Source organism: Neobacillus sp. NPDC093182, assembly GCF_044754045.1.
The window spans coordinates 66,907-83,142 of sequence record NZ_JBIVOI010000001.1; the positions used below are offsets into that span (position 1 = coordinate 66,907).

The 16,236-nt window shown below is 37.6% G+C and carries 22 protein-coding genes; 6 read left to right on the top strand and 16 right to left on the bottom strand.

Annotation, left to right across the window (positions count from 1 at the left end; all coding sequences use genetic code 11):
- Positions 1-51 precede the first annotated feature (51 nt).
- From ACIQAA_RS00315 to ACIQAA_RS00335, 5 genes are all read right to left on the bottom strand, one after another.
- Complete coding sequence (locus ACIQAA_RS00315) at positions 52-831, bottom strand: hypothetical protein (protein ID WP_402613519.1); 780 nt, start codon at positions 829-831, stop codon at positions 52-54.
- 165 nt (positions 832-996) lie between these two features.
- Positions 997-1,776, bottom strand: a complete 780-nt coding sequence (locus ACIQAA_RS00320) for an ABC transporter permease (protein ID WP_402613521.1) — start codon at positions 1,774-1,776, stop codon at positions 997-999.
- Positions 1,773-2,681, bottom strand: coding sequence for an ABC transporter ATP-binding protein (locus ACIQAA_RS00325; protein ID WP_402613523.1), 909 nt, complete (start codon positions 2,679-2,681; stop codon positions 1,773-1,775). Before ACIQAA_RS00325 ends, ACIQAA_RS00320 begins: the two co-directional genes overlap by 4 nt.
- A complete protein-coding gene (locus ACIQAA_RS00330; RefSeq protein WP_402613525.1) occupies positions 2,681-2,881 on the bottom strand; it encodes a PLDc N-terminal domain-containing protein in 201 nt (66 codons plus the stop codon). Before ACIQAA_RS00330 ends, ACIQAA_RS00325 begins: the two co-directional genes overlap by 1 nt.
- Before the next feature lie 109 nt (positions 2,882-2,990).
- Positions 2,991-3,314 (bottom strand): DUF4870 domain-containing protein, encoded by a 324-nt coding sequence (locus ACIQAA_RS00335; RefSeq protein ID WP_402613527.1) that lies wholly within the window; start codon positions 3,312-3,314, stop codon positions 2,991-2,993.
- Positions 3,315-3,488: 174 nt separating this feature from the next.
- On the opposite strand from ACIQAA_RS00335, the gene ACIQAA_RS00340 reads away from it, so the two are divergent.
- Positions 3,489-4,613 carry an amidohydrolase gene (locus ACIQAA_RS00340; protein ID WP_402613529.1) on the top strand — a complete coding sequence of 375 codons (1,125 nt, stop codon included), beginning with the start codon at positions 3,489-3,491 and terminating at the stop codon, positions 4,611-4,613.
- Positions 4,614-4,921: 308 nt separating this feature from the next.
- Positions 4,922-5,485 carry a GNAT family N-acetyltransferase gene (locus ACIQAA_RS00345; RefSeq protein ID WP_402613531.1) on the top strand — a complete coding sequence of 188 codons (564 nt, stop codon included), beginning with the start codon at positions 4,922-4,924 and terminating at the stop codon, positions 5,483-5,485.
- A 49-nt stretch (positions 5,486-5,534) separates the two neighbouring features.
- Here the strand turns inward: ACIQAA_RS00345 and ACIQAA_RS00350 are convergent, their stop codons facing one another.
- Positions 5,535-5,693 carry a hypothetical protein gene (locus tag ACIQAA_RS00350; protein WP_402613533.1) on the bottom strand — a complete coding sequence of 53 codons (159 nt, stop codon included), beginning with the start codon at positions 5,691-5,693 and terminating at the stop codon, positions 5,535-5,537.
- A gap of 101 nt (positions 5,694-5,794) precedes the next feature.
- On the bottom strand, positions 5,795-6,577 hold the full coding sequence (locus tag ACIQAA_RS00355; protein ID WP_402613535.1) for an SDR family oxidoreductase: 783 nt from the start codon (positions 6,575-6,577) through the stop codon (positions 5,795-5,797).
- 148 nt (positions 6,578-6,725) lie between these two features.
- Here ACIQAA_RS00355 and ACIQAA_RS00360 point away from each other — a divergent pair, with 148 nt between their 5' ends.
- Complete coding sequence (locus ACIQAA_RS00360; protein ID WP_402613537.1) at positions 6,726-7,190, top strand: Hsp20/alpha crystallin family protein; 465 nt, start codon at positions 6,726-6,728, stop codon at positions 7,188-7,190.
- Between the two features lie 233 nt (positions 7,191-7,423).
- Here the strand turns inward: ACIQAA_RS00360 and ACIQAA_RS00365 are convergent, their stop codons facing one another.
- On the bottom strand, positions 7,424-7,873 hold the full coding sequence (locus tag ACIQAA_RS00365) for a FixH family protein (RefSeq protein ID WP_402613539.1): 450 nt from the start codon (positions 7,871-7,873) through the stop codon (positions 7,424-7,426).
- Positions 7,874-7,875: 2 nt separating this feature from the next.
- Complete coding sequence (locus ACIQAA_RS00370) at positions 7,876-8,163, bottom strand: hypothetical protein (protein ID WP_402613541.1); 288 nt, start codon at positions 8,161-8,163, stop codon at positions 7,876-7,878.
- Between the two features lie 96 nt (positions 8,164-8,259).
- Between ACIQAA_RS00370 and ACIQAA_RS00375 the strand changes: the two genes are divergently transcribed.
- Entirely contained in the window at positions 8,260-8,502 is a 243-nt protein-coding gene (locus tag ACIQAA_RS00375) for a DNA alkylation repair protein (protein ID WP_307194834.1), read from the top strand.
- Positions 8,503-8,549: 47 nt separating this feature from the next.
- On the opposite strand, the gene ACIQAA_RS00380 is transcribed toward ACIQAA_RS00375, so the two are convergent.
- Both ACIQAA_RS00380 and ACIQAA_RS00385 read right to left on the bottom strand, forming a co-directional pair.
- On the bottom strand, positions 8,550-9,371 hold the full coding sequence (locus ACIQAA_RS00380) for a hypothetical protein (RefSeq protein ID WP_402613544.1): 822 nt from the start codon (positions 9,369-9,371) through the stop codon (positions 8,550-8,552).
- 74 nt (positions 9,372-9,445) lie between these two features.
- Positions 9,446-10,378 (bottom strand): CobW family GTP-binding protein, encoded by a 933-nt coding sequence (locus ACIQAA_RS00385; RefSeq protein WP_402613546.1) that lies wholly within the window; start codon positions 10,376-10,378, stop codon positions 9,446-9,448.
- A 117-nt stretch (positions 10,379-10,495) separates the two neighbouring features.
- Between ACIQAA_RS00385 and ACIQAA_RS00390 the strand changes: the two genes are divergently transcribed.
- Positions 10,496-11,206 carry an AlbA family DNA-binding domain-containing protein gene (locus ACIQAA_RS00390; protein WP_402613548.1) on the top strand — a complete coding sequence of 237 codons (711 nt, stop codon included), beginning with the start codon at positions 10,496-10,498 and terminating at the stop codon, positions 11,204-11,206.
- A gap of 66 nt (positions 11,207-11,272) precedes the next feature.
- On the opposite strand, the gene ACIQAA_RS00395 is transcribed toward ACIQAA_RS00390, so the two are convergent.
- From ACIQAA_RS00395 to deoD, 4 genes are all read right to left on the bottom strand, one after another.
- On the bottom strand, positions 11,273-12,034 hold the full coding sequence (locus ACIQAA_RS00395) for an LCP family protein (protein ID WP_402613550.1): 762 nt from the start codon (positions 12,032-12,034) through the stop codon (positions 11,273-11,275).
- Positions 12,035-12,146: 112 nt separating this feature from the next.
- A complete protein-coding gene (locus ACIQAA_RS00400) occupies positions 12,147-13,643 on the bottom strand; it encodes a lmo1851 family serine protease (RefSeq protein ID WP_402613552.1) in 1,497 nt (498 codons plus the stop codon).
- 274 nt (positions 13,644-13,917) lie between these two features.
- A complete protein-coding gene (locus tag ACIQAA_RS00405) occupies positions 13,918-14,718 on the bottom strand; it encodes a M15 family metallopeptidase (RefSeq protein WP_402613554.1) in 801 nt (266 codons plus the stop codon).
- 104 nt (positions 14,719-14,822) lie between these two features.
- Complete coding sequence (gene deoD, locus ACIQAA_RS00410; RefSeq protein WP_402613556.1) at positions 14,823-15,527, bottom strand: purine-nucleoside phosphorylase; 705 nt, start codon at positions 15,525-15,527, stop codon at positions 14,823-14,825.
- Positions 15,528-15,683: 156 nt separating this feature from the next.
- Between deoD and ACIQAA_RS00415 the strand changes: the two genes are divergently transcribed.
- Entirely contained in the window at positions 15,684-15,818 is a 135-nt protein-coding gene (locus ACIQAA_RS00415) for a hypothetical protein (protein WP_283861149.1), read from the top strand.
- 41 nt (positions 15,819-15,859) lie between these two features.
- Here the strand turns inward: ACIQAA_RS00415 and ACIQAA_RS00420 are convergent, their stop codons facing one another.
- Positions 15,860-16,168, bottom strand: a complete 309-nt coding sequence (locus tag ACIQAA_RS00420) for a YodL domain-containing protein (protein ID WP_402613559.1) — start codon at positions 16,166-16,168, stop codon at positions 15,860-15,862.
- Positions 16,169-16,236: the final 68 nt, after the last annotated feature.

Genomic DNA, 16,236 nt, shown 5'->3' on the forward strand with positions numbered 1-16,236 from the left:
CCGCGTTTTTTTAACTTATTCTATCAAATATTCACGGAGAATGACACTTCCTTATCTCTCAATAAAATATTCATTGATCAAAAAAGACATCGTTAAAAGCTTGTCCTTTTCAGATAGGTTTTCAAATAGCGTAAGTACTGGTGTATTAGGCTCAGGAAATCGACCGCTCCATTCAAGAGGCATCCATCCTCGTCTCAGCCGTCCTACCTGCTGCCTCGACTGATTTAAGACACATTCATCCATAAAATATTTAGAACCTTCTACCGAGCCAATAAATTTACCTGACTCATCCATCATTTCTTTCTTGGTTTTCAACCATGTTAATCTCTCTTTTTCATAACAGCCTAAATATTTCTTGTTTTGATCATAGACTGCAATCATTAATGGTGTTGATTTTTTTATTCTATAAAATCCAACAGCCCCACCGTGGTTATCATAGAGTGCATATATTCTTGGTTTTCTAAAAATGCCCTTTTGTCGATATCTTTTAATCATTCCTGCCTGGTGTCCATCAGGAAAGAAGAGATGTACACTAGATTCTTGCTGGTTCATATAAACAACAACGAGGTGTCTCGCTGAAAATATATTTTCATAATAGCTGGTCGATTGAGGCATATTTCGATCAATTGTAATAGCTTGTTTCATTCTAAAGAGATAGATTTGAAAGCTAATAAAGCTGTAAATAACAAAAGGTATTGTTAGTAACATAATTTGATTGTTTTGGAAAAAATATAAATTTCCTACACCGATTATGATAGCGGGAACGAGCGCAGCTATGCTTCCATTTAAGGTAATATTGGCACTGTCACGGTAAAATTCATGTATTTTCATCCTGAAAACTCCTTATCTGCCCCTCTTATCTATATTCTATTAAACGTGGGACAAAAAAATGATAGGAGTTTTTCTGTGTATCCTCTTAAAATTTATTAGAAAAAAAGAAGCCGAATTACTGGCCTCTTCATTTCGAATTCTCTATTTTCATGCCAGAACAGCTAATTAAGCGGCAAGCTCTTTTTTCTTAAACAGGAACACACTTAACCATAAAAGGACAACAATGAGCAAGAGCGTTGTTAAACTTGCAGGCAGTGTATCATCAGGAAGATCCCCCGCTATAAGCAAAGCACTTGCATAACTAGTTAATTGCGAAGGGCTCCATTCTAGTAAGTGAGAAAATGCACTGCTTAGGATACTTACTACGAGAGCGAGTGCCAATGAGATAAATCCTGCCATTCCGGTCGACAAAAGAGCAGCACTAAAAAATACTGTAACCGTTAAAATAACCGTCAGCCATAATCCATACAAAACGAATGATTGGAAAAATTCTCCGATAGGCACCCAATCAAATAACTGCCCCGTATAATACCAGGTTGATATGTACCCTATAAATAAAGAAATCCACACAAGTAAAAGACTACCCGCCCATTTAGAAGTAACATAGGAAAAATAAGAAACCGGCTTTACAAGGATCATCGCTGCTACTCCATTTTTTCTTTCTCCCGCAATGATACCCATTGTGCCAAGAATAATGACTAACACCCCGATAGTCGAGTATTGGCTAAGACCCGAAGCTAATACAGCCCCTGCTGTTGGTTTTGGTATTTCAAAAATCGCTCCATCCGGCAGATTGCCAAATGATTTGACGATTTGCGGTAAATAATAACTTGTTAATGGTTCTGAAACACCTAATAAGATAAAGGTAATTGGAACCCAAATCCATTTGAAATTTCTCCACATTTCAAGAATCTCTTTTTGAAAAAGCGTCAACCATTGGCTCATTTCCCCACCACCTTCATAAATATATCTTCAAGGGTCATACTGCTTAGTTCAAATTTATCCAATTGCCAGTCGTTTTCCGAAATTAGTTTTAATAACTCTTTCCTCGCCAGCTCCACATTTGTCACAAACATACTTATCCTATTTCCCTCTGCCAAAATGGATCTTGTTAAAGGATGATTTTTAAGCACACTCTCTATTTCCTCCGTTTTCTTACGGAAAATCAAGTCTATCTTTGCCTGCTGGTGCCGTTCACGCAAATCATCCATTGTTCCGGATTCCACAATTTCTCCATTATGTAAAAATAGGATTTCATCACAAACTTCCTCTGCGTCATTCAAAATATGAGTGGAGAACAGAATCGTGGTCTCCTTTTTCAATCCTTCGAGGAGCTCCAATACTTCTCTTCTGCCAAATGGATCTAATGCAGACACAGGCTCATCCAACATGACAAGCTGCGGACGATGAATAATCGCCTGTGCAATACCGAGCCTTTGCTTCATTCCGCCAGAGTATTTCCCTACTCTCCTATTCCTTGCATCACTTATCCCAACCAGCTCCAGGAGCTCTAAGGAACGTTCCTTGGCCTCCTTACTTGTTAATCCACCAAGCTTACCGACATATTGAAGAAATTCCAATCCTGACATCCAGTCATAAAATACAGGGAACTGAGGCAGGTAGCCAATTAAGTGGCGAATATCTCCATCCTTTTTAGCGTCGCTAAAAGAAATAGACCCCGCAGTTGGTTTCATTAACCCTGAAAGCATCCGGAGTGTCGTTGTTTTACCTGCTCCGTTGGGACCCAAAAGGGCAATACACTTGCCCTTTTCAAGCACAAAATCCAGCCCCTTAATCACTTCATTACCTTGAAAACTCTTCTTTAACCCTTTAATTTGGATGAGAGACATTAATCATTTCTCCTTCCAATTACAAAATATAAAATTGGTCCAATAATGTTTACAAACACAATTATAAACACCCAAAGCAACTTCGGGCCATTTGTCTTTTCGATTCTGAATAAGTCCACGAATGATACGATTAATAAGATAAGCTGGATAAAAAATAATGGCGCTATCAATCCCCAGTTCATTCCTTTTAATAATTCCATGCTATTGCCCCCTTGGTTTTTTATTTATATATTGATATGACGTTTGAACTACAAAAACGTTCAAAACCCAGCAAAAAATTATTTTGCTGGGCTGGCCGGTCTATTTTTATTAATTTATAACTCTAAAAATTAATGGGAATCGATATTCATTTCCTTCGTACGCCTTAACTGCTGCAATGATTGTAAATACCAGGGCCATAATACCCAAAATCCATAATAAGAAAATGCCTACAAAAAGGAAAATTAAAATGCCGCTTATTACGGAATAAACTGTGTATGAAATGAAAAAGTTAAAATATTCTCTTCCATGATAATTAATAAATGATGACTCATCCTTCTTTAGTAACCAAATAACTAGAGGACCTATAATCGGAAAAAATAGACTAACAACATAGAGAATGGCCGCAAGCATTCTTTCTTCGCTTTTTATCATTTATGATTCCCCCAACGGAAAATTTTTTCTATCTTTCCCTAATACTTACGCTGCCATCAGTAAAAGGTTTCATCATTTTTTTGAAAAATCATTTATTTTCCACTATCAACTCAATCCTCCAGTTGATAAAATAGTAAAAATAATATTACCAGCGTGTAGAAAGGTTTAATGTTCATGAAAATACTTTTAAAAAATGCAACAGTTTATCCCATTACATCTGAACCACTAAAAAACAGTGATGTTCTAATTAATAATGGAAAAATCATAAAAGTTGGAAAAAATCTTCCGACCGATTCGACCGTTAAAATCATGGAATGTAATCAACTCTATCTTTTACCAGGCTTTATTGATGTTCATACCCATTTAGGTCTATATGATGAAGGAACTGGCTGGGCTGGAAATGACGCAAATGAGACCGCAGAAGCAATGACTCCTCATATTAGAGCCATAGACGGCGTCTATCCTTTAGATCCTGCCTTTTCCGATGCCATTAAAAGTGGAATCACCACCGCTCATGTCATGCCTGGAAGTGCGAATGTTATTGGCGGCACCACATCTGTGATCAAAACAACCGGGAAAAATGTAAATAAAATGATCGTCCAGGAAATTGCAGGTCTAAAGCTTGCATTAGGAGAAAATCCAAAAAGAATTCATAGCCAGGGGAATAATGACTCGATAACACGAATGGGCATTATGGGAATGCTGCGGGAAGCGTTCTATAAAGCAATCCATACGGATGACCCAGATAATCTAAGAGTAGCACCACTGGTTATGGCTTTAAAGAGGGAAATCCCAGTTAGAATTCACGCTCATCGTGCAGATGATATTATTACTGCATTGCGTCTCGCTGAAGAATTCAACCTAGATTTAAGAATTGAGCATTGTACCGAAGGACATTTAATTGCCAGTGAGTTTTCTGGCATGAATTTAAAAGTATCCGTTGGTCCTACATTAACAAGAAGATCAAAAATTGAACTTAAAAATAAAACCTGGAAAACCTATCAAGAGCTCACAAACAATGGTGTCGAAGTATCGATTACAACCGATCATCCCTATACACCTATTCAGTATTTGAATATATGTGCGGGGATTGCAGTTCGAGAAGGTCTTTCGGAGCAAAAAGCATTAGAAGGGATCACCATTTTACCCGCGAGAAATCTAAAGTTAGACCACCAATTAGGAAGCATTGAAGAAGGAAAAGATGCAGACTTAGTTCTATGGAGTCACCATCCTTTTCATTATTTAGCAAAACCAAAATGGACGATGATTAGTGGTGAAATCGTTTTCTCAGAACAGTAGAAATATGTTGAAATTTGCCAATAAATAAACTCGAAAAAACAACAAAAAACCTATTTATTTTTTTTATTTTTTCTAGTATGATACTCTAAGTGAAACCGAAAAAGGCCTAAAAATCTGGGGGTAAATCACATTATTTTTGCAGCAAAAAAAATGATATAGGGAAGGCAAATGGTGCGCCACCAGTAATACCTGGTTCTAGTGGGTTCGATTCCCACCCCGAAATTTTTTAGTTTATCTGAATAAAAAATTTCGTGGGTGGGCCGCTTCTTTAGACATGGGATCGGATTGCCCAAATGGAGGGAAATTCAATGCTTAAGAAACGAGATCTTCATGACAGCCATGTATTATTTGAACTGATGTCGCACCCAGATGTCTTCCCTTTTGTGCGTCAAAAATGTTCTTCTTATGAAGAATTCATCTTTATGACGAAACAAACAATTGAGGCTGAAGAGCGCGGTGAATTAATTTCGCGGACAATCCTTGATGAATGGGGTGCCCCTATCGGGACCATTAACCTTTTTGATATCGAAGATAATGCAGGATTTTTAGGTACATGGCTTGGGAAGCCATATCATGGGAAAGGTTATAACGCCCCTGCGAAGGATGCCTTTTTCCAAGAAGTTTTTTATACCTTAGGAATAGAAACCATCTTTATGAGGATTCGTAAAGTAAATATTAGGTCTATTAAGGCTGCAGAAAAACTCCCTTACGTTGTTAAGGCAAATGAAACGAGAAAATCACTTTACGACCAGTTGAATGCTGATGGTGATGTGTATGATTTATATGAAATACCTAAAGATCAATATTCCTTCTACCTCATGCGCAATAATGGTTCTGTACAAGAAGAACCATCACATTTGTTAGAAGCATAAAAGCAACCGGCTTTAGCCGATTGCTTTTTTCGTTATAAAGAGAATTACATTAATCCGTTATGTTTGGTTCCGTTGCGGAATTAACCTCACTAATACCCATATGGAGCAAAAATTCTTCTAGTTCCTCGTTCGTTAATGTTTCAAAACGACCATCATGAAAAAATACTTGAGTTTGATTGGGATTAATACGATTCATGTTAAAACTCATTTTATTTTGCTCCTTTCATAGATGTGTTACATCTATTATCCACAAAAGGAACTTATATCATTCCAAAAAATAGAATAGTTCAAAAAATTGTAAAAGGAACATTATTTTGACTGACCTTTTTGAGAATAAACTTTTCCGAGGACATCCATTCCTCCAGTGACAGGAATGATACTTCCAGTTATAAAGTCAGACTTTTCGTCAACAAGAAAGGAAATGACTCGCGAAATATCCTCCCCTGTTCCCTGTCTTCCAACTGGCACGCTTTCACTAAGGATCGCTTCCCCGATACCTTTCTCCTTCCAAGGAGATATGATATCCCCAGGGCAAACCATATTAGCCGTTATACCGTTTGCTGCTTCTTCGATTGCAATGGTTCTTGTCAGTGATGCCAGCCCTGTTTTTGCTGCAGCAAAAGCTGAACGGTAAACCCATCCAGGAGTGGTTTCCACTCTTTCAAATCCCATTGTGATGATTCTCCCCCATCGCCTCTCTCTCATAATAGGAATAATGGCTTTCGATAAATAAAAAACGGCATTTAAATTCCCATTGATCATATAATTCCATTCATCGAACGAGTATTCCGTCAGTTTCTTTCTTTCACGTACATAGGGTCCTGCATTATGAATGACAACATCGATGGAGGTAAATTCCGAAATAACTGTTTCAACAATTCTTGTACAATTTGCCTGAATGGCAACATCTCCTTGAATACAAATAATATCACTCCCGAATTTCTCTTCAAGCTCTTTTGAAAGAAGTATTGCTTCTTGGTTACTGTTTCGATAGTTAATAGCCAACTGATAGCCTTGTTTTGCAAGCTGGCAGGCAGTTTTTTTTCCTAAACCAGTAGCTCCTCCAGTAATTAGAGCGGTTTTTTTCTTCACGAGCCATAACCTCACAATAATGTTTTCTAAAACTATATGTTTGGAAGGCTTGATTATATTTTCAAATTTCTAGTTATTTATAACGCCAGCACCCTATGCTGCATAGTATAAGGTATCAATGCCCAGTGTGCTGAAAGGTGGGGAGTCTATGTTCCCGTTTAATTTTTTTCCTTTTAATAAAGATATGAAGAATAAGCTTCAGCAAATGAAACCTGATGAAATCGACCAATTTATCAAAGGAATTTTGGGAAATGTCATGCCTGCTCAATCCGGAAGCACCATGAATTCTCATGAATTCGTCAATCATTTTCGCCCCCAGCCCTCTCAGCAGGCAAATTCATTAAACGCTGCATCCTTTGAAACGCATGATTCTGTTTTTGTCAGGATCCCAATTAAGGATGAATCACTCCTTAAAGATTTGCGGATCTATCATACTGCAAACCAGTTGATGGTCGAAAACGTACCCGAGCGAGATGATAAACATTCCATCACGCTTCCAGCAATGGTAAAAAAGAAAGGCTCATCTGCAAAATTTAGAGACGGAATACTCGAGATCAAATTAATAAAATCACATGACATTCAATATTCCCAGATTGATGTGTCAGAAATATAAAAAGGAAAAGACAGTATATAATCCCTCAGCTGTCTTTTCCTTTTGGCTGTGTTAAACTGGGCTGTTGATTTGCGCTCCAGGCGCTACGCTTTCCGCGGGCTCGCCCGTGAGCCTCCTCGGTCGTCCCGACCTGCGGGGTCTCACTCAGCTCGTTCATCCCGCAGGAGTCGAGCCCCTTCCGCTCCAATCAACAGGTTCCAAAATCAACAGTATCCATTAACACAGCATTCTTTTTAATGCCCTTCCATATTCATATCATTCTTCGATTCACTTGGATCTTCTGGTTCACTAGGTGTTCCAACAACGAATACTTTTTTAGGCATGTTATGCATGTCTCTAGCGGTAACGTGAGAAATAATGTAATAAGTCCCTTCTTGCTGAAATGATTTTTCTAAACGATAGATTCCATCTGTGGTATGTTCCACCTTGATTTTTTCGTGCTTTTCATCTTTGGAACGCCAAATTTCAAAGGTCACCTCATCGGCGTCTTCAACATTTTCAGCTCCTTGGGTTACCTTTGCTTCAAAAACCATGGGTTCATTGACATTTCCTTTTTCAGGGTTAACCGTCAAATCCACCTCTACAAAATCAGGCAGCTCATCAGCCTTTTTCTCTTTATTATTGCATGCACTGATGCTCAATACAGATACAATGATAAGAATTAGAAATAAGTACTTTCTCATCTTTATCCCTCCTTTATTATTTGCTCCATAGCACCATTATGCAATTGTATGAGTGCTATCTTTGCTTCATTTGAGATTGTTGACCGTGTGATTCTGTTAATAGCAGAATAATATTTCTCGAACTTATTTTTACGAATTCTCGGATGGGAATTTTCATCGAGCAGTTCTCTTTTCACTGCTTCCTTTAGTGTGACTTCACTGCTTCTATCACTGGCAGCAAGCAAACGATTATTCCAAATCATGCGATATTCAGCTAATAATTCATCATAATTGAAGTCTCTACTCGTCATACACAGCCACCTCCATATATCCTCAATTGCATTGTTACATACTTTCTAACATTATTGCAAAAAATAAATATAATAATATTGTGAAAGGAGATAATCATGTCAACACCTTATAAATGTCCAAATTGTAAAACCAATCGAAGCCGTTTCAATATAATCCAACAAGTTTCTCAATCTGTAAAACTAGACCCCCAATCCGGTGAGGTCGTCAGAGAATACAGCGAAAACGATTTAGAACCCTTTCATCTTCCTTATAACGGACCAGATTATCGAATTCAATGTGCCTCCTGCGGGTTAATTGAGGACGAGAGGACGTTCATTAAATTTGGCCAGCAGGCTTAACATGAAAAAACACCTTTTCTTATTCGAAGTAAAGGTGTTTTTTCATGTTATTTTAAATCATTTTCTTTTAAGAACGATACAGAATCTATCTTCCAGGCTTCCATCGTGGAAAACCGCATTAAATGGATTTCTCCCCTATAGTGGAGCCTTCCTCTATTTTTTATAAACCAGTCAATTTCCACAGGTACATCCATGCTTATTTCCTGTCTTAAATCTTCGGCAGGTAATATCGGCATCCTTGTTATTCTGACGTTCTCAATTTTGCCTAGTACTGGCTTCCAATTAATTTTTTGCGCGCTGATTAACTTAGAAATATACACATCCTGCTGCTTTAAACCAGCGATATATGCTTCAACTGTTTCATATGGCGAGGCCATACTTAAGTACTCTTCGAGTTTTCCAGACGCCTTAAATATCATTAACATATGTGAAAGGTCCATCGCATTTGTTCGATGGGTGGTACTTCCGTAGAAGTGGATACAAAAATGCCCCGGAAAGTTATTTTTTAAAGCCCCAGCGCCATGCGGCATACCGTGCATAGATCCCGCAATCCATTGGTCCTTTCTAATCACGATAATGGCCCGCCGTTTCCAGCTCCATTTTCCACCGTAGATTTTTTTCATAACTTTTGTATCCTTCTGAGTCAATGGCTGTACATCGGCATGATGACTTCCCGCACGTCTTTGAACTTTAAACTTCTTGCCGGTTTCAATATCCAGGACGGTAAACTTTGAATACTTTGGCAAAACTTTATTGACTTCTTCCCATGGAAGCATTTCAATTTTGTAACTAACATTTGTGGCAGCATGAATCCCTTGACTATATAGGAGGAAAAGAATTACCATCACAAAAACTGTTTTACTCTTCATCTAATCCCCCTTTTAATGTTAAAAATAACTACATTAAAAGAATTACCTGAAGAAGAAATGTTCATTCATTATTCTTATTGGATATTGAAGGCATTTTCAAGTCTTTTGAGTTTCTCTTCAAGCTCTAACCATCGAATATTTTCACCTATGAACACTAAATTTAATGGTAAATTCATTTCTTCCTTCATAAAAAAAGGCATTCCATAAGAGTATTGAAAGAGATATGGTTTTGATGAAGGGTCAAATTTCAGATATCCTTTGACTCGATAAATCCTCTCTGGTAAATCCTTCAAAAATTCTTCGAATCCTGTGTGACTTATTGGCCCTTGAAATTGATAAACGAAGGTAGTTAAATTTAAGGCTGATTTAGAGAATGATGAACTCGTTTTTTTATCAAATGATAAAGTAAGTTTTCTCAATTCATCAATTGAAACCTGTGAAAAAGTGGTTAATAAACAACGTGCCGCTGAATTTATTCCCTGAATTTCAAAAATAATTTTCGCCTGCTCAGATTCTGACAGTTCATCCATTTTATTAATCAGAATGAAATCTGCATGTCTGACCTGCTCAAGCAGTAACTGTTGAAGCTGAGGTCCTAACGCCTTCCGATCCCTCCATCTTAATCCATCTACTGTCGTTACAATGCCTTTTATCGTAAATTGATCGGCAAATAATGGTGAAAGAATGGCGTCTAGAACTTCAACTGGGTGTGCGGCACCCGTTGTTTCGATATAAATGACTTCTGGTTTTTCATTTATTAATAAGCCCTGCAGCTGCGCTTCAAGTTTGTCCTGAATTGAACAGCAGATACAGCCTCCTAACAGTTCTTTCAAAGCGATATCCTCATCTCGAGCGACTTCAGAATCAATCGAGACCTTCCCCAGCTCATTCATCATGACAGCCGTTTTTCTGCCTAATAAACGCTCATTCTCAAGTAATCGCTTCAAAAGAGTCGTTTTCCCGCTTCCCAAAAAACCTGATAATATATAAACTTCAGTGTTGTGCATACTGCTTACCTCTTTTTCATCTGATATTACTTTTATTATATCTGAAATTGGGCTAACAACTAGATACAAACCGCTTATAATAATAGTAAAAAGAATATTCAGAAAGGACTATTCCTCATGATCTATGAGTATGTCTACCCAAAAAGTCTGCTGCATTTCATTAAGAACCCTTCACATGAATCGTTAAAGGACCTGCTGCTTCACAATACGGGAGAAACGGATTTTCTAGACTTTAAAACCAAATGGACAGAATTTTCTAAGATGGCAAAACATGTTCTGGCTATCGCAAATTCGGGTGGAGGCTGCATTATAGTCGGCGTCAGTCAAAATGATGAGGGTGCTATTGCTTTAACTGGCATAAACGAAGATGACTTCTTAGATAAAGCAGATATTGACAACAAACTGGCCAATTTACTGCCAAAATACTTAAAATACCGGACAGAAGATTTTCATTATAATAAGGATCAACCAGCCTTGAGTAATAAACGGTTCCAGGTACTCATTATTGAATATGATCCAAAATATGTTCCCTATACTTCGGTTGTTCAACGAAACGAGCTCCGTTATGGCGCCATTTATGTCCGACAAGGAACAAAATCACTAGAGGCAACCAATGACAAGCTCGTTGAAATCATACTTCGCAAAGTACAGTCTGGAGGTTCTGGCGTGAATGAATATACCCTAAAAGAGCACCTTGACCAGTTAAAGGAACTATATGAAGAGATGGCCTCACAAAAAGATAGCGAATATGGTCAATTTATTGCAGAATTGATAGAACGTAAAAAAGAAAGAATTCGGCAATTATTAGATGTCCTTCCCGATAATTGAGAAGTAAGAGAAAGAATCATTCGCCTTTTGTTTTGGTTAATATAACTCTTGTTCGTCTTCCAACATTTAATTTACCTTTTCTAACTCACCTCTTTGATTAACCGCCACTATGTTTATTTGTTCAATTGAAGTAACAGGGTCTATCACCACAGATAATCCTAAATCCATTAATTTTCCTTTACCAATGTCAGTAGTGACACTCTTTAAAGTCTCATTAACGATTTGCGGAGCTAAAGTAAGTATTTTTTCTGGAGATATTTCATTGATGATTTCTTGTTTTAAGGCCATAAATATCGGAGATAATTCGTTTGAGGAAATAGGATTCAGCTTTAGCTGCTCCAAATACCATACAAAATCCTCGCCCTTTAGTGTTTGGGCTTCACCAGCTAAATGCCCTTCTTTGGTCATTTCAATACCATTTGGTGCAAGCAAATCGATGACAGTACCTATACTATTCGAATCAAAGAGGACACAATAATCAATATCTACTTGATATTTTTCTTTTACCGCACTTTTCAGCTCGTCGATTTCAGCTTCATGTTCAATCATTGGAAGCAAGATCGTCCCATATTCGATTTTTTTGTTAGCTTTATCATATTTTAAAAGCATTCCTGGTTCTGTATTGGATGAAAGTGGTTCTGTCCTCTTTTCCATAATAAGATAGGTTTCAACCTTCACTTCACCTTTTGATGAGTCCTTTAATTTTTCTAGGATGGGGATACTCTTTTTTCCTTCCCCGTCATTTTCTGTACCACTCTGAAAAAAAGACTTTAACGGACCAAATCCGAAAAACGATAGGACGATTACGGCAATGATTAATTTTTTCATATTTAAAGTTCACCTAATTTCCGTTTATTTCATCTCCATTGTCGGAAAAACAGGCAAAGATTATACTTTCTTCACACAAAAAAGCCTGAACCAAACGGTCCAGACCTCTCCATTATTTCATTTCCTCTTTTAGCACTTCCACTGCCTTTTGAAGCTGCGTATCATTTGTTTCAATCATCTCTCTCAGTTTTTCCATTAATTTAATAGTGGAATCCCCTTTTAATACTCCATCAGCCGGCAAATTATTAGCGGTTTGGAAACTGCTTACAGCCGCTTGGGTTTTTTCATCAAAGAATCCATCTTCACGACCTGGATCAAAACCGATTGCCTTAAGCATTTTCTGTGCTGATTCAACCTCAGTTGAAGAGCTGGATAGCTTCAGCTCTTTATCCGGGTTAATAATTGGTAATGATGCGTATTCCGGAAGCGGAACTTCGAAATCTGGCTTAATACCCTTTTTATGAATCCAATTACCATTTGGCGTCAGCCATTTAGCCGTTGTAAATTTGATATTTGATTTATCAGGGAAATCCTTGGCCGTTTGAACGGTTCCTTTCCCAAAGGAGATTTCACCTACAAGCTTTACTCCTGCAGATTCACTTACTGCACCAGCAAGAATTTCTGAAGCGCTGGCACTGCCTTTATCAATTAATACCACTAATGGGAATTCAGGATTTCCATCATTTTGTGAAGGGTACTCCTCCGTTTTTCCATTACGGTCTTCTACTTTTAATATCAACTTCCCTTTTGGAACAAACATACTTGAAATACTGATGGCTTCATCTAATAATCCACCCGGATTTTGGCGCAGATCCAAGACTAACCCTTTCATACCTTCTTTCTGAAGTTCATTTAACTTGGCTGTCAGGTCCTTAGATGTATTCGTAGAGAAACTAGTAATTTGAACCTTAGCAATACCGTCTCCAACCATCTCGCCATAAACCGTTTCAATCGGAATATCATCACGAATAATCGGAACCTTTACCGGTGCGTCTGTTCCTGGCCGTTGAATCGTCAGCTCAACCTTTGTCCCTTTTTTACCACGAATGATCATTACTGCTTCTGTTGATGTCATTCCCTGCAGACTTTTCCCGTCAACTGCTGTAATGGTATCATTCGGTTTTAACCCTGCTTTTTCTGCAGGTGATCCTTTGATAGGGGAAACAATAGTAATATGTCCATCTTTCTCTTGGATTTCAGCACCTATGCCTTGGAAAGATGAATTGATAGAGCTATGAAAGTTTTCTGCTTCCTCCACGCTCATATAGTCTGTATAAGGATCATCTAAGGCCTTTACCATACCATCAATAGCCCCATTGATCAGTTTTTTCTGGTCAAGTTCCTCAAAATAACCGCTCTTAAGCGTATCATAAGCAGTGTAAAGTTTTTCAAATTCTGATCTTTCCGTACCTACTGTAATGACTTTTTCATCTCCAAACGATAAAGCAAATGTAGTTATTCCGGTAGATAGTAATACAAGGAAAAATAGAATCAATATAAAATGGAATTTCTTAATGTGCACATATCCAGTTTTTTTGTCTGTTATTTGTTCTTGTTCATGTTGTTCTTGTTCAACATTTTGTTCATCCAAAGCCTTCACCACTTTCATTGTTGAAAAAATAATATGTAAAACTAGCCCTTAAAGATTAGAATAACATCTTTTATTAAAAAATAACAAAGAAATGTTATTCCTAGGCTATGAATAAATGTGCCTGTTGATTTCCACTCCAGGCACTTCGCTTTCCGCGGGCGGTCCGGGGAGCCTCCCGCAGGAGTCTTCGTGCCTTCCGCTCCAATCAACAGGGTGCAAATACCACGGTCTGTTTTCAAAACCTTTTAATAAAAAACAGGCACATCCTGCTTTAGGCGTGCCGTTTGTATTTTTACATTTTCTTTACTTCATTAAAATACTCCTCTAGTGTCCAATTATGCTCGTACATAATGGTTGCGGGTTTGATTCCGACATAGCGAAAATGCCACGGTTCATACATATAGTTAGTGATGTCGATTTTCTCTTTCGGATATCTTAAAATAAACCCAAAGCGATGGGCGTTATCCTTCAGCCATTTTCCTTCTGTTGTGTCAGCGAAGGCTTCATTTAGATAAAATTTATTTGATTTGCTGGAAATATCCATTGCCAGCCCTGATTGATGCTCACTTGCACCCGGAATTGCTACTGCCTCGGCAGCTTTTTCTATTCCAACTCTATTTACTTCAGCTTCAAATAACGTTTTTTGCCGGCTATATGAACGGTAACCTGAAATGGCATACAGTTCAATTCCATTATTTGCAGCAGCAGTGAACATTTTCTCTAATGCTTCAGCGGCTTCTTTTCTCATTAAACTTTTTTCTATTTCCACCTCACCAAATGAAAATGTTACATCTGGTCTTACAAGGTCTTCTGGAGTGTAATCTTCAGGCAAGTAAAATTCTTTGTTAACCAATGCCATGACATTGGTAGAGTTTTGAATCACATTTTTACCGTCTACTTCTTTTATATCATTGAAAAATATTGATTCCAAACTAAGTGGATCATCATTAGGAGTTACATCTTCTTGTGACTGCTGATTTTTACCGGAGTCATCTGCAGTAAACGGAAGCTTATTTAGAAGTGAATTAATTTCACTGCAGCCGCTGATTAAAATAGTTGAGATACCAATCGTTAATAACGTTTTCCAACCCATATTTTCACCTGTCTATCTTTCATCGTCCTTTTTGCACTATATCTATTTTTACCAAAAAGGTCAATAAGAAAACCTCTTTCAAGCATTGAAAGAGGTCGTTTTTCCTATTCTTTTGTGGCAGCTTCTAATGCAACTTCAATCATATCGTTAAATGTTAGTTGTCTCTCTTCAGCAGTTGTTTCTTCACCTGTTAAAATATGATCACTTACAGTTAAAACTGATAACGCTCTGCGGTTAAATTTAGCGGCTAGCGTATATAATGCTGTTGTTTCCATCTCAATAGCAAGAATCTGATACTTAGCCCATTTTTCAAGTTCAGCATTGTCATTATAAAAAGAGTCTGCTGTGAAAATGTTCCCTACTTTTAAATTTAAACCTTTTTCCACTCCTGCATCATAGGCCTTTCTGAGTAGATCAAAGTTAGCACACGGAGCAAAATCGACGCCTCCAAAGGTCAAACGATTCATGTTGGAATCCGTTGAACTTGTCATCGCTAAAATAACGTCGCGAACTTTTACATCCTTTTGAATCGCACCACAAGTGCCGACACGGATCAAATTTTGAACATTGTAGCTGTTCATTAATTCATTCACATATATGGAGATAGAGGGAACTCCCATTCCTGTTCCTTGAACAGAAATTCTTTTCCCTTTATACGTACCAGTAAAACCAAACATATTTCTTACTTCGTTATAGCATTTCGCATCCTCTAAGAAGGTTTCTGCAATATATTTAGCCCTAAGCGGGTCTCCTGGCAGTAATACCGTTTCTGCAATTTCATTTTCCTTCGCACCAATATGTACACTCATAAAAAAATCCTCCAATCATTTAAGTGAAGTCATTTCCTCACACTTGTCAATATATCATAACCATTTTCGATTGAAAAACCTTTGATTGAAATGGTCATGATTTTTTTTATTTGTGGGAAGCTATTCTTAGATTATCCAAAGGAGGGACATTACATTATGGGAAAGAAGCATAGAGCACAAACGAATCGCCCAAAGAAAAATAATCACATTCCACCCGAGGCAATCATAGCAGAACATGAAGCACACGCAAAAGAAAATAGTGCTGCTGGCGGAAGAAAGAGCAGAGGTTAATTCACAAAACAAACCTAAGGAATTGCTCCTTAGGTTTTCATTTATCTTATAAGAATTCGATTTATAGACTGCCAGCCGCCGGGCTTTAATTGATAATAATGCTGTCCGCCGCGACCTTCATCAATTAAAACGATATCTCCAGTAGTTAGAAATCTTCCCTTATAATTCGATGGTATTCGATCGGTAACATTAAAGAGACTAAATGTTTCCTCCAAACAACTATCATGGTTACCTGCACGTATGAAGGTACGATAAACTTGTTTATACCCTTTGTATTCTCTGTACTTTGGAGTTTGAAAGATTGTCACATCATATTGAATATTAGCTCTTCTGGTTATCGCCTTGATCATCTTATCCCCTCCAATCATTAAAATAATTGTCATTACTTTAATAATTAGAGATGAACATAGGAGAATCC

Coding starts and splice junctions, on each gene's coding strand:
- ACIQAA_RS00375 (WP_307194834.1), top strand. CDS start 8,260: ATGTCAACACCTTATAAATGTCCAAATTGTAAAACCAATCGAAGCCGT.
- ACIQAA_RS00325 (WP_402613523.1), bottom strand. CDS start 2,681: ATGTCTCTCATCCAAATTAAAGGGTTAAAGAAGAGTTTTCAAGGTAAT.
- deoD (WP_402613556.1), bottom strand. CDS start 15,527: ATGAGTGTACATATTGGTGCGAAGGAAAATGAAATTGCAGAAACGGTA.
- ACIQAA_RS00400 (WP_402613552.1), bottom strand. CDS start 13,643: ATGAAAGTGGTGAAGGCTTTGGATGAACAAAATGTTGAACAAGAACAA.
- ACIQAA_RS00405 (WP_402613554.1), bottom strand. CDS start 14,718: ATGGGTTGGAAAACGTTATTAACGATTGGTATCTCAACTATTTTAATC.
- ACIQAA_RS00340 (WP_402613529.1), top strand. CDS start 3,489: ATGAAAATACTTTTAAAAAATGCAACAGTTTATCCCATTACATCTGAA.
- ACIQAA_RS00380 (WP_402613544.1), bottom strand. CDS start 9,371: ATGAAGAGTAAAACAGTTTTTGTGATGGTAATTCTTTTCCTCCTATAT.
- ACIQAA_RS00360 (WP_402613537.1), top strand. CDS start 6,726: ATGTTCCCGTTTAATTTTTTTCCTTTTAATAAAGATATGAAGAATAAG.
- ACIQAA_RS00370 (WP_402613541.1), bottom strand. CDS start 8,163: ATGACGAGTAGAGACTTCAATTATGATGAATTATTAGCTGAATATCGC.
- ACIQAA_RS00390 (WP_402613548.1), top strand. CDS start 10,496: ATGATCTATGAGTATGTCTACCCAAAAAGTCTGCTGCATTTCATTAAG.
- ACIQAA_RS00330 (WP_402613525.1), bottom strand. CDS start 2,881: ATGGAATTATTAAAAGGAATGAACTGGGGATTGATAGCGCCATTATTT.
- ACIQAA_RS00365 (WP_402613539.1), bottom strand. CDS start 7,873: ATGAGAAAGTACTTATTTCTAATTCTTATCATTGTATCTGTATTGAGC.
- ACIQAA_RS00385 (WP_402613546.1), bottom strand. CDS start 10,378: ATGCACAACACTGAAGTTTATATATTATCAGGTTTTTTGGGAAGCGGG.
- ACIQAA_RS00350 (WP_402613533.1), bottom strand. CDS start 5,693: ATGAGTTTTAACATGAATCGTATTAATCCCAATCAAACTCAAGTATTT.
- ACIQAA_RS00415 (WP_283861149.1), top strand. CDS start 15,684: ATGGGAAAGAAGCATAGAGCACAAACGAATCGCCCAAAGAAAAATAAT.
- ACIQAA_RS00320 (WP_402613521.1), bottom strand. CDS start 1,776: ATGAGCCAATGGTTGACGCTTTTTCAAAAAGAGATTCTTGAAATGTGG.
- ACIQAA_RS00420 (WP_402613559.1), bottom strand. CDS start 16,168: ATGATCAAGGCGATAACCAGAAGAGCTAATATTCAATATGATGTGACA.
- ACIQAA_RS00315 (WP_402613519.1), bottom strand. CDS start 831: ATGAAAATACATGAATTTTACCGTGACAGTGCCAATATTACCTTAAAT.
- ACIQAA_RS00345 (WP_402613531.1), top strand. CDS start 4,922: ATGCTTAAGAAACGAGATCTTCATGACAGCCATGTATTATTTGAACTG.
- ACIQAA_RS00395 (WP_402613550.1), bottom strand. CDS start 12,034: ATGAAAAAATTAATCATTGCCGTAATCGTCCTATCGTTTTTCGGATTT.
- ACIQAA_RS00335 (WP_402613527.1), bottom strand. CDS start 3,314: ATGATAAAAAGCGAAGAAAGAATGCTTGCGGCCATTCTCTATGTTGTT.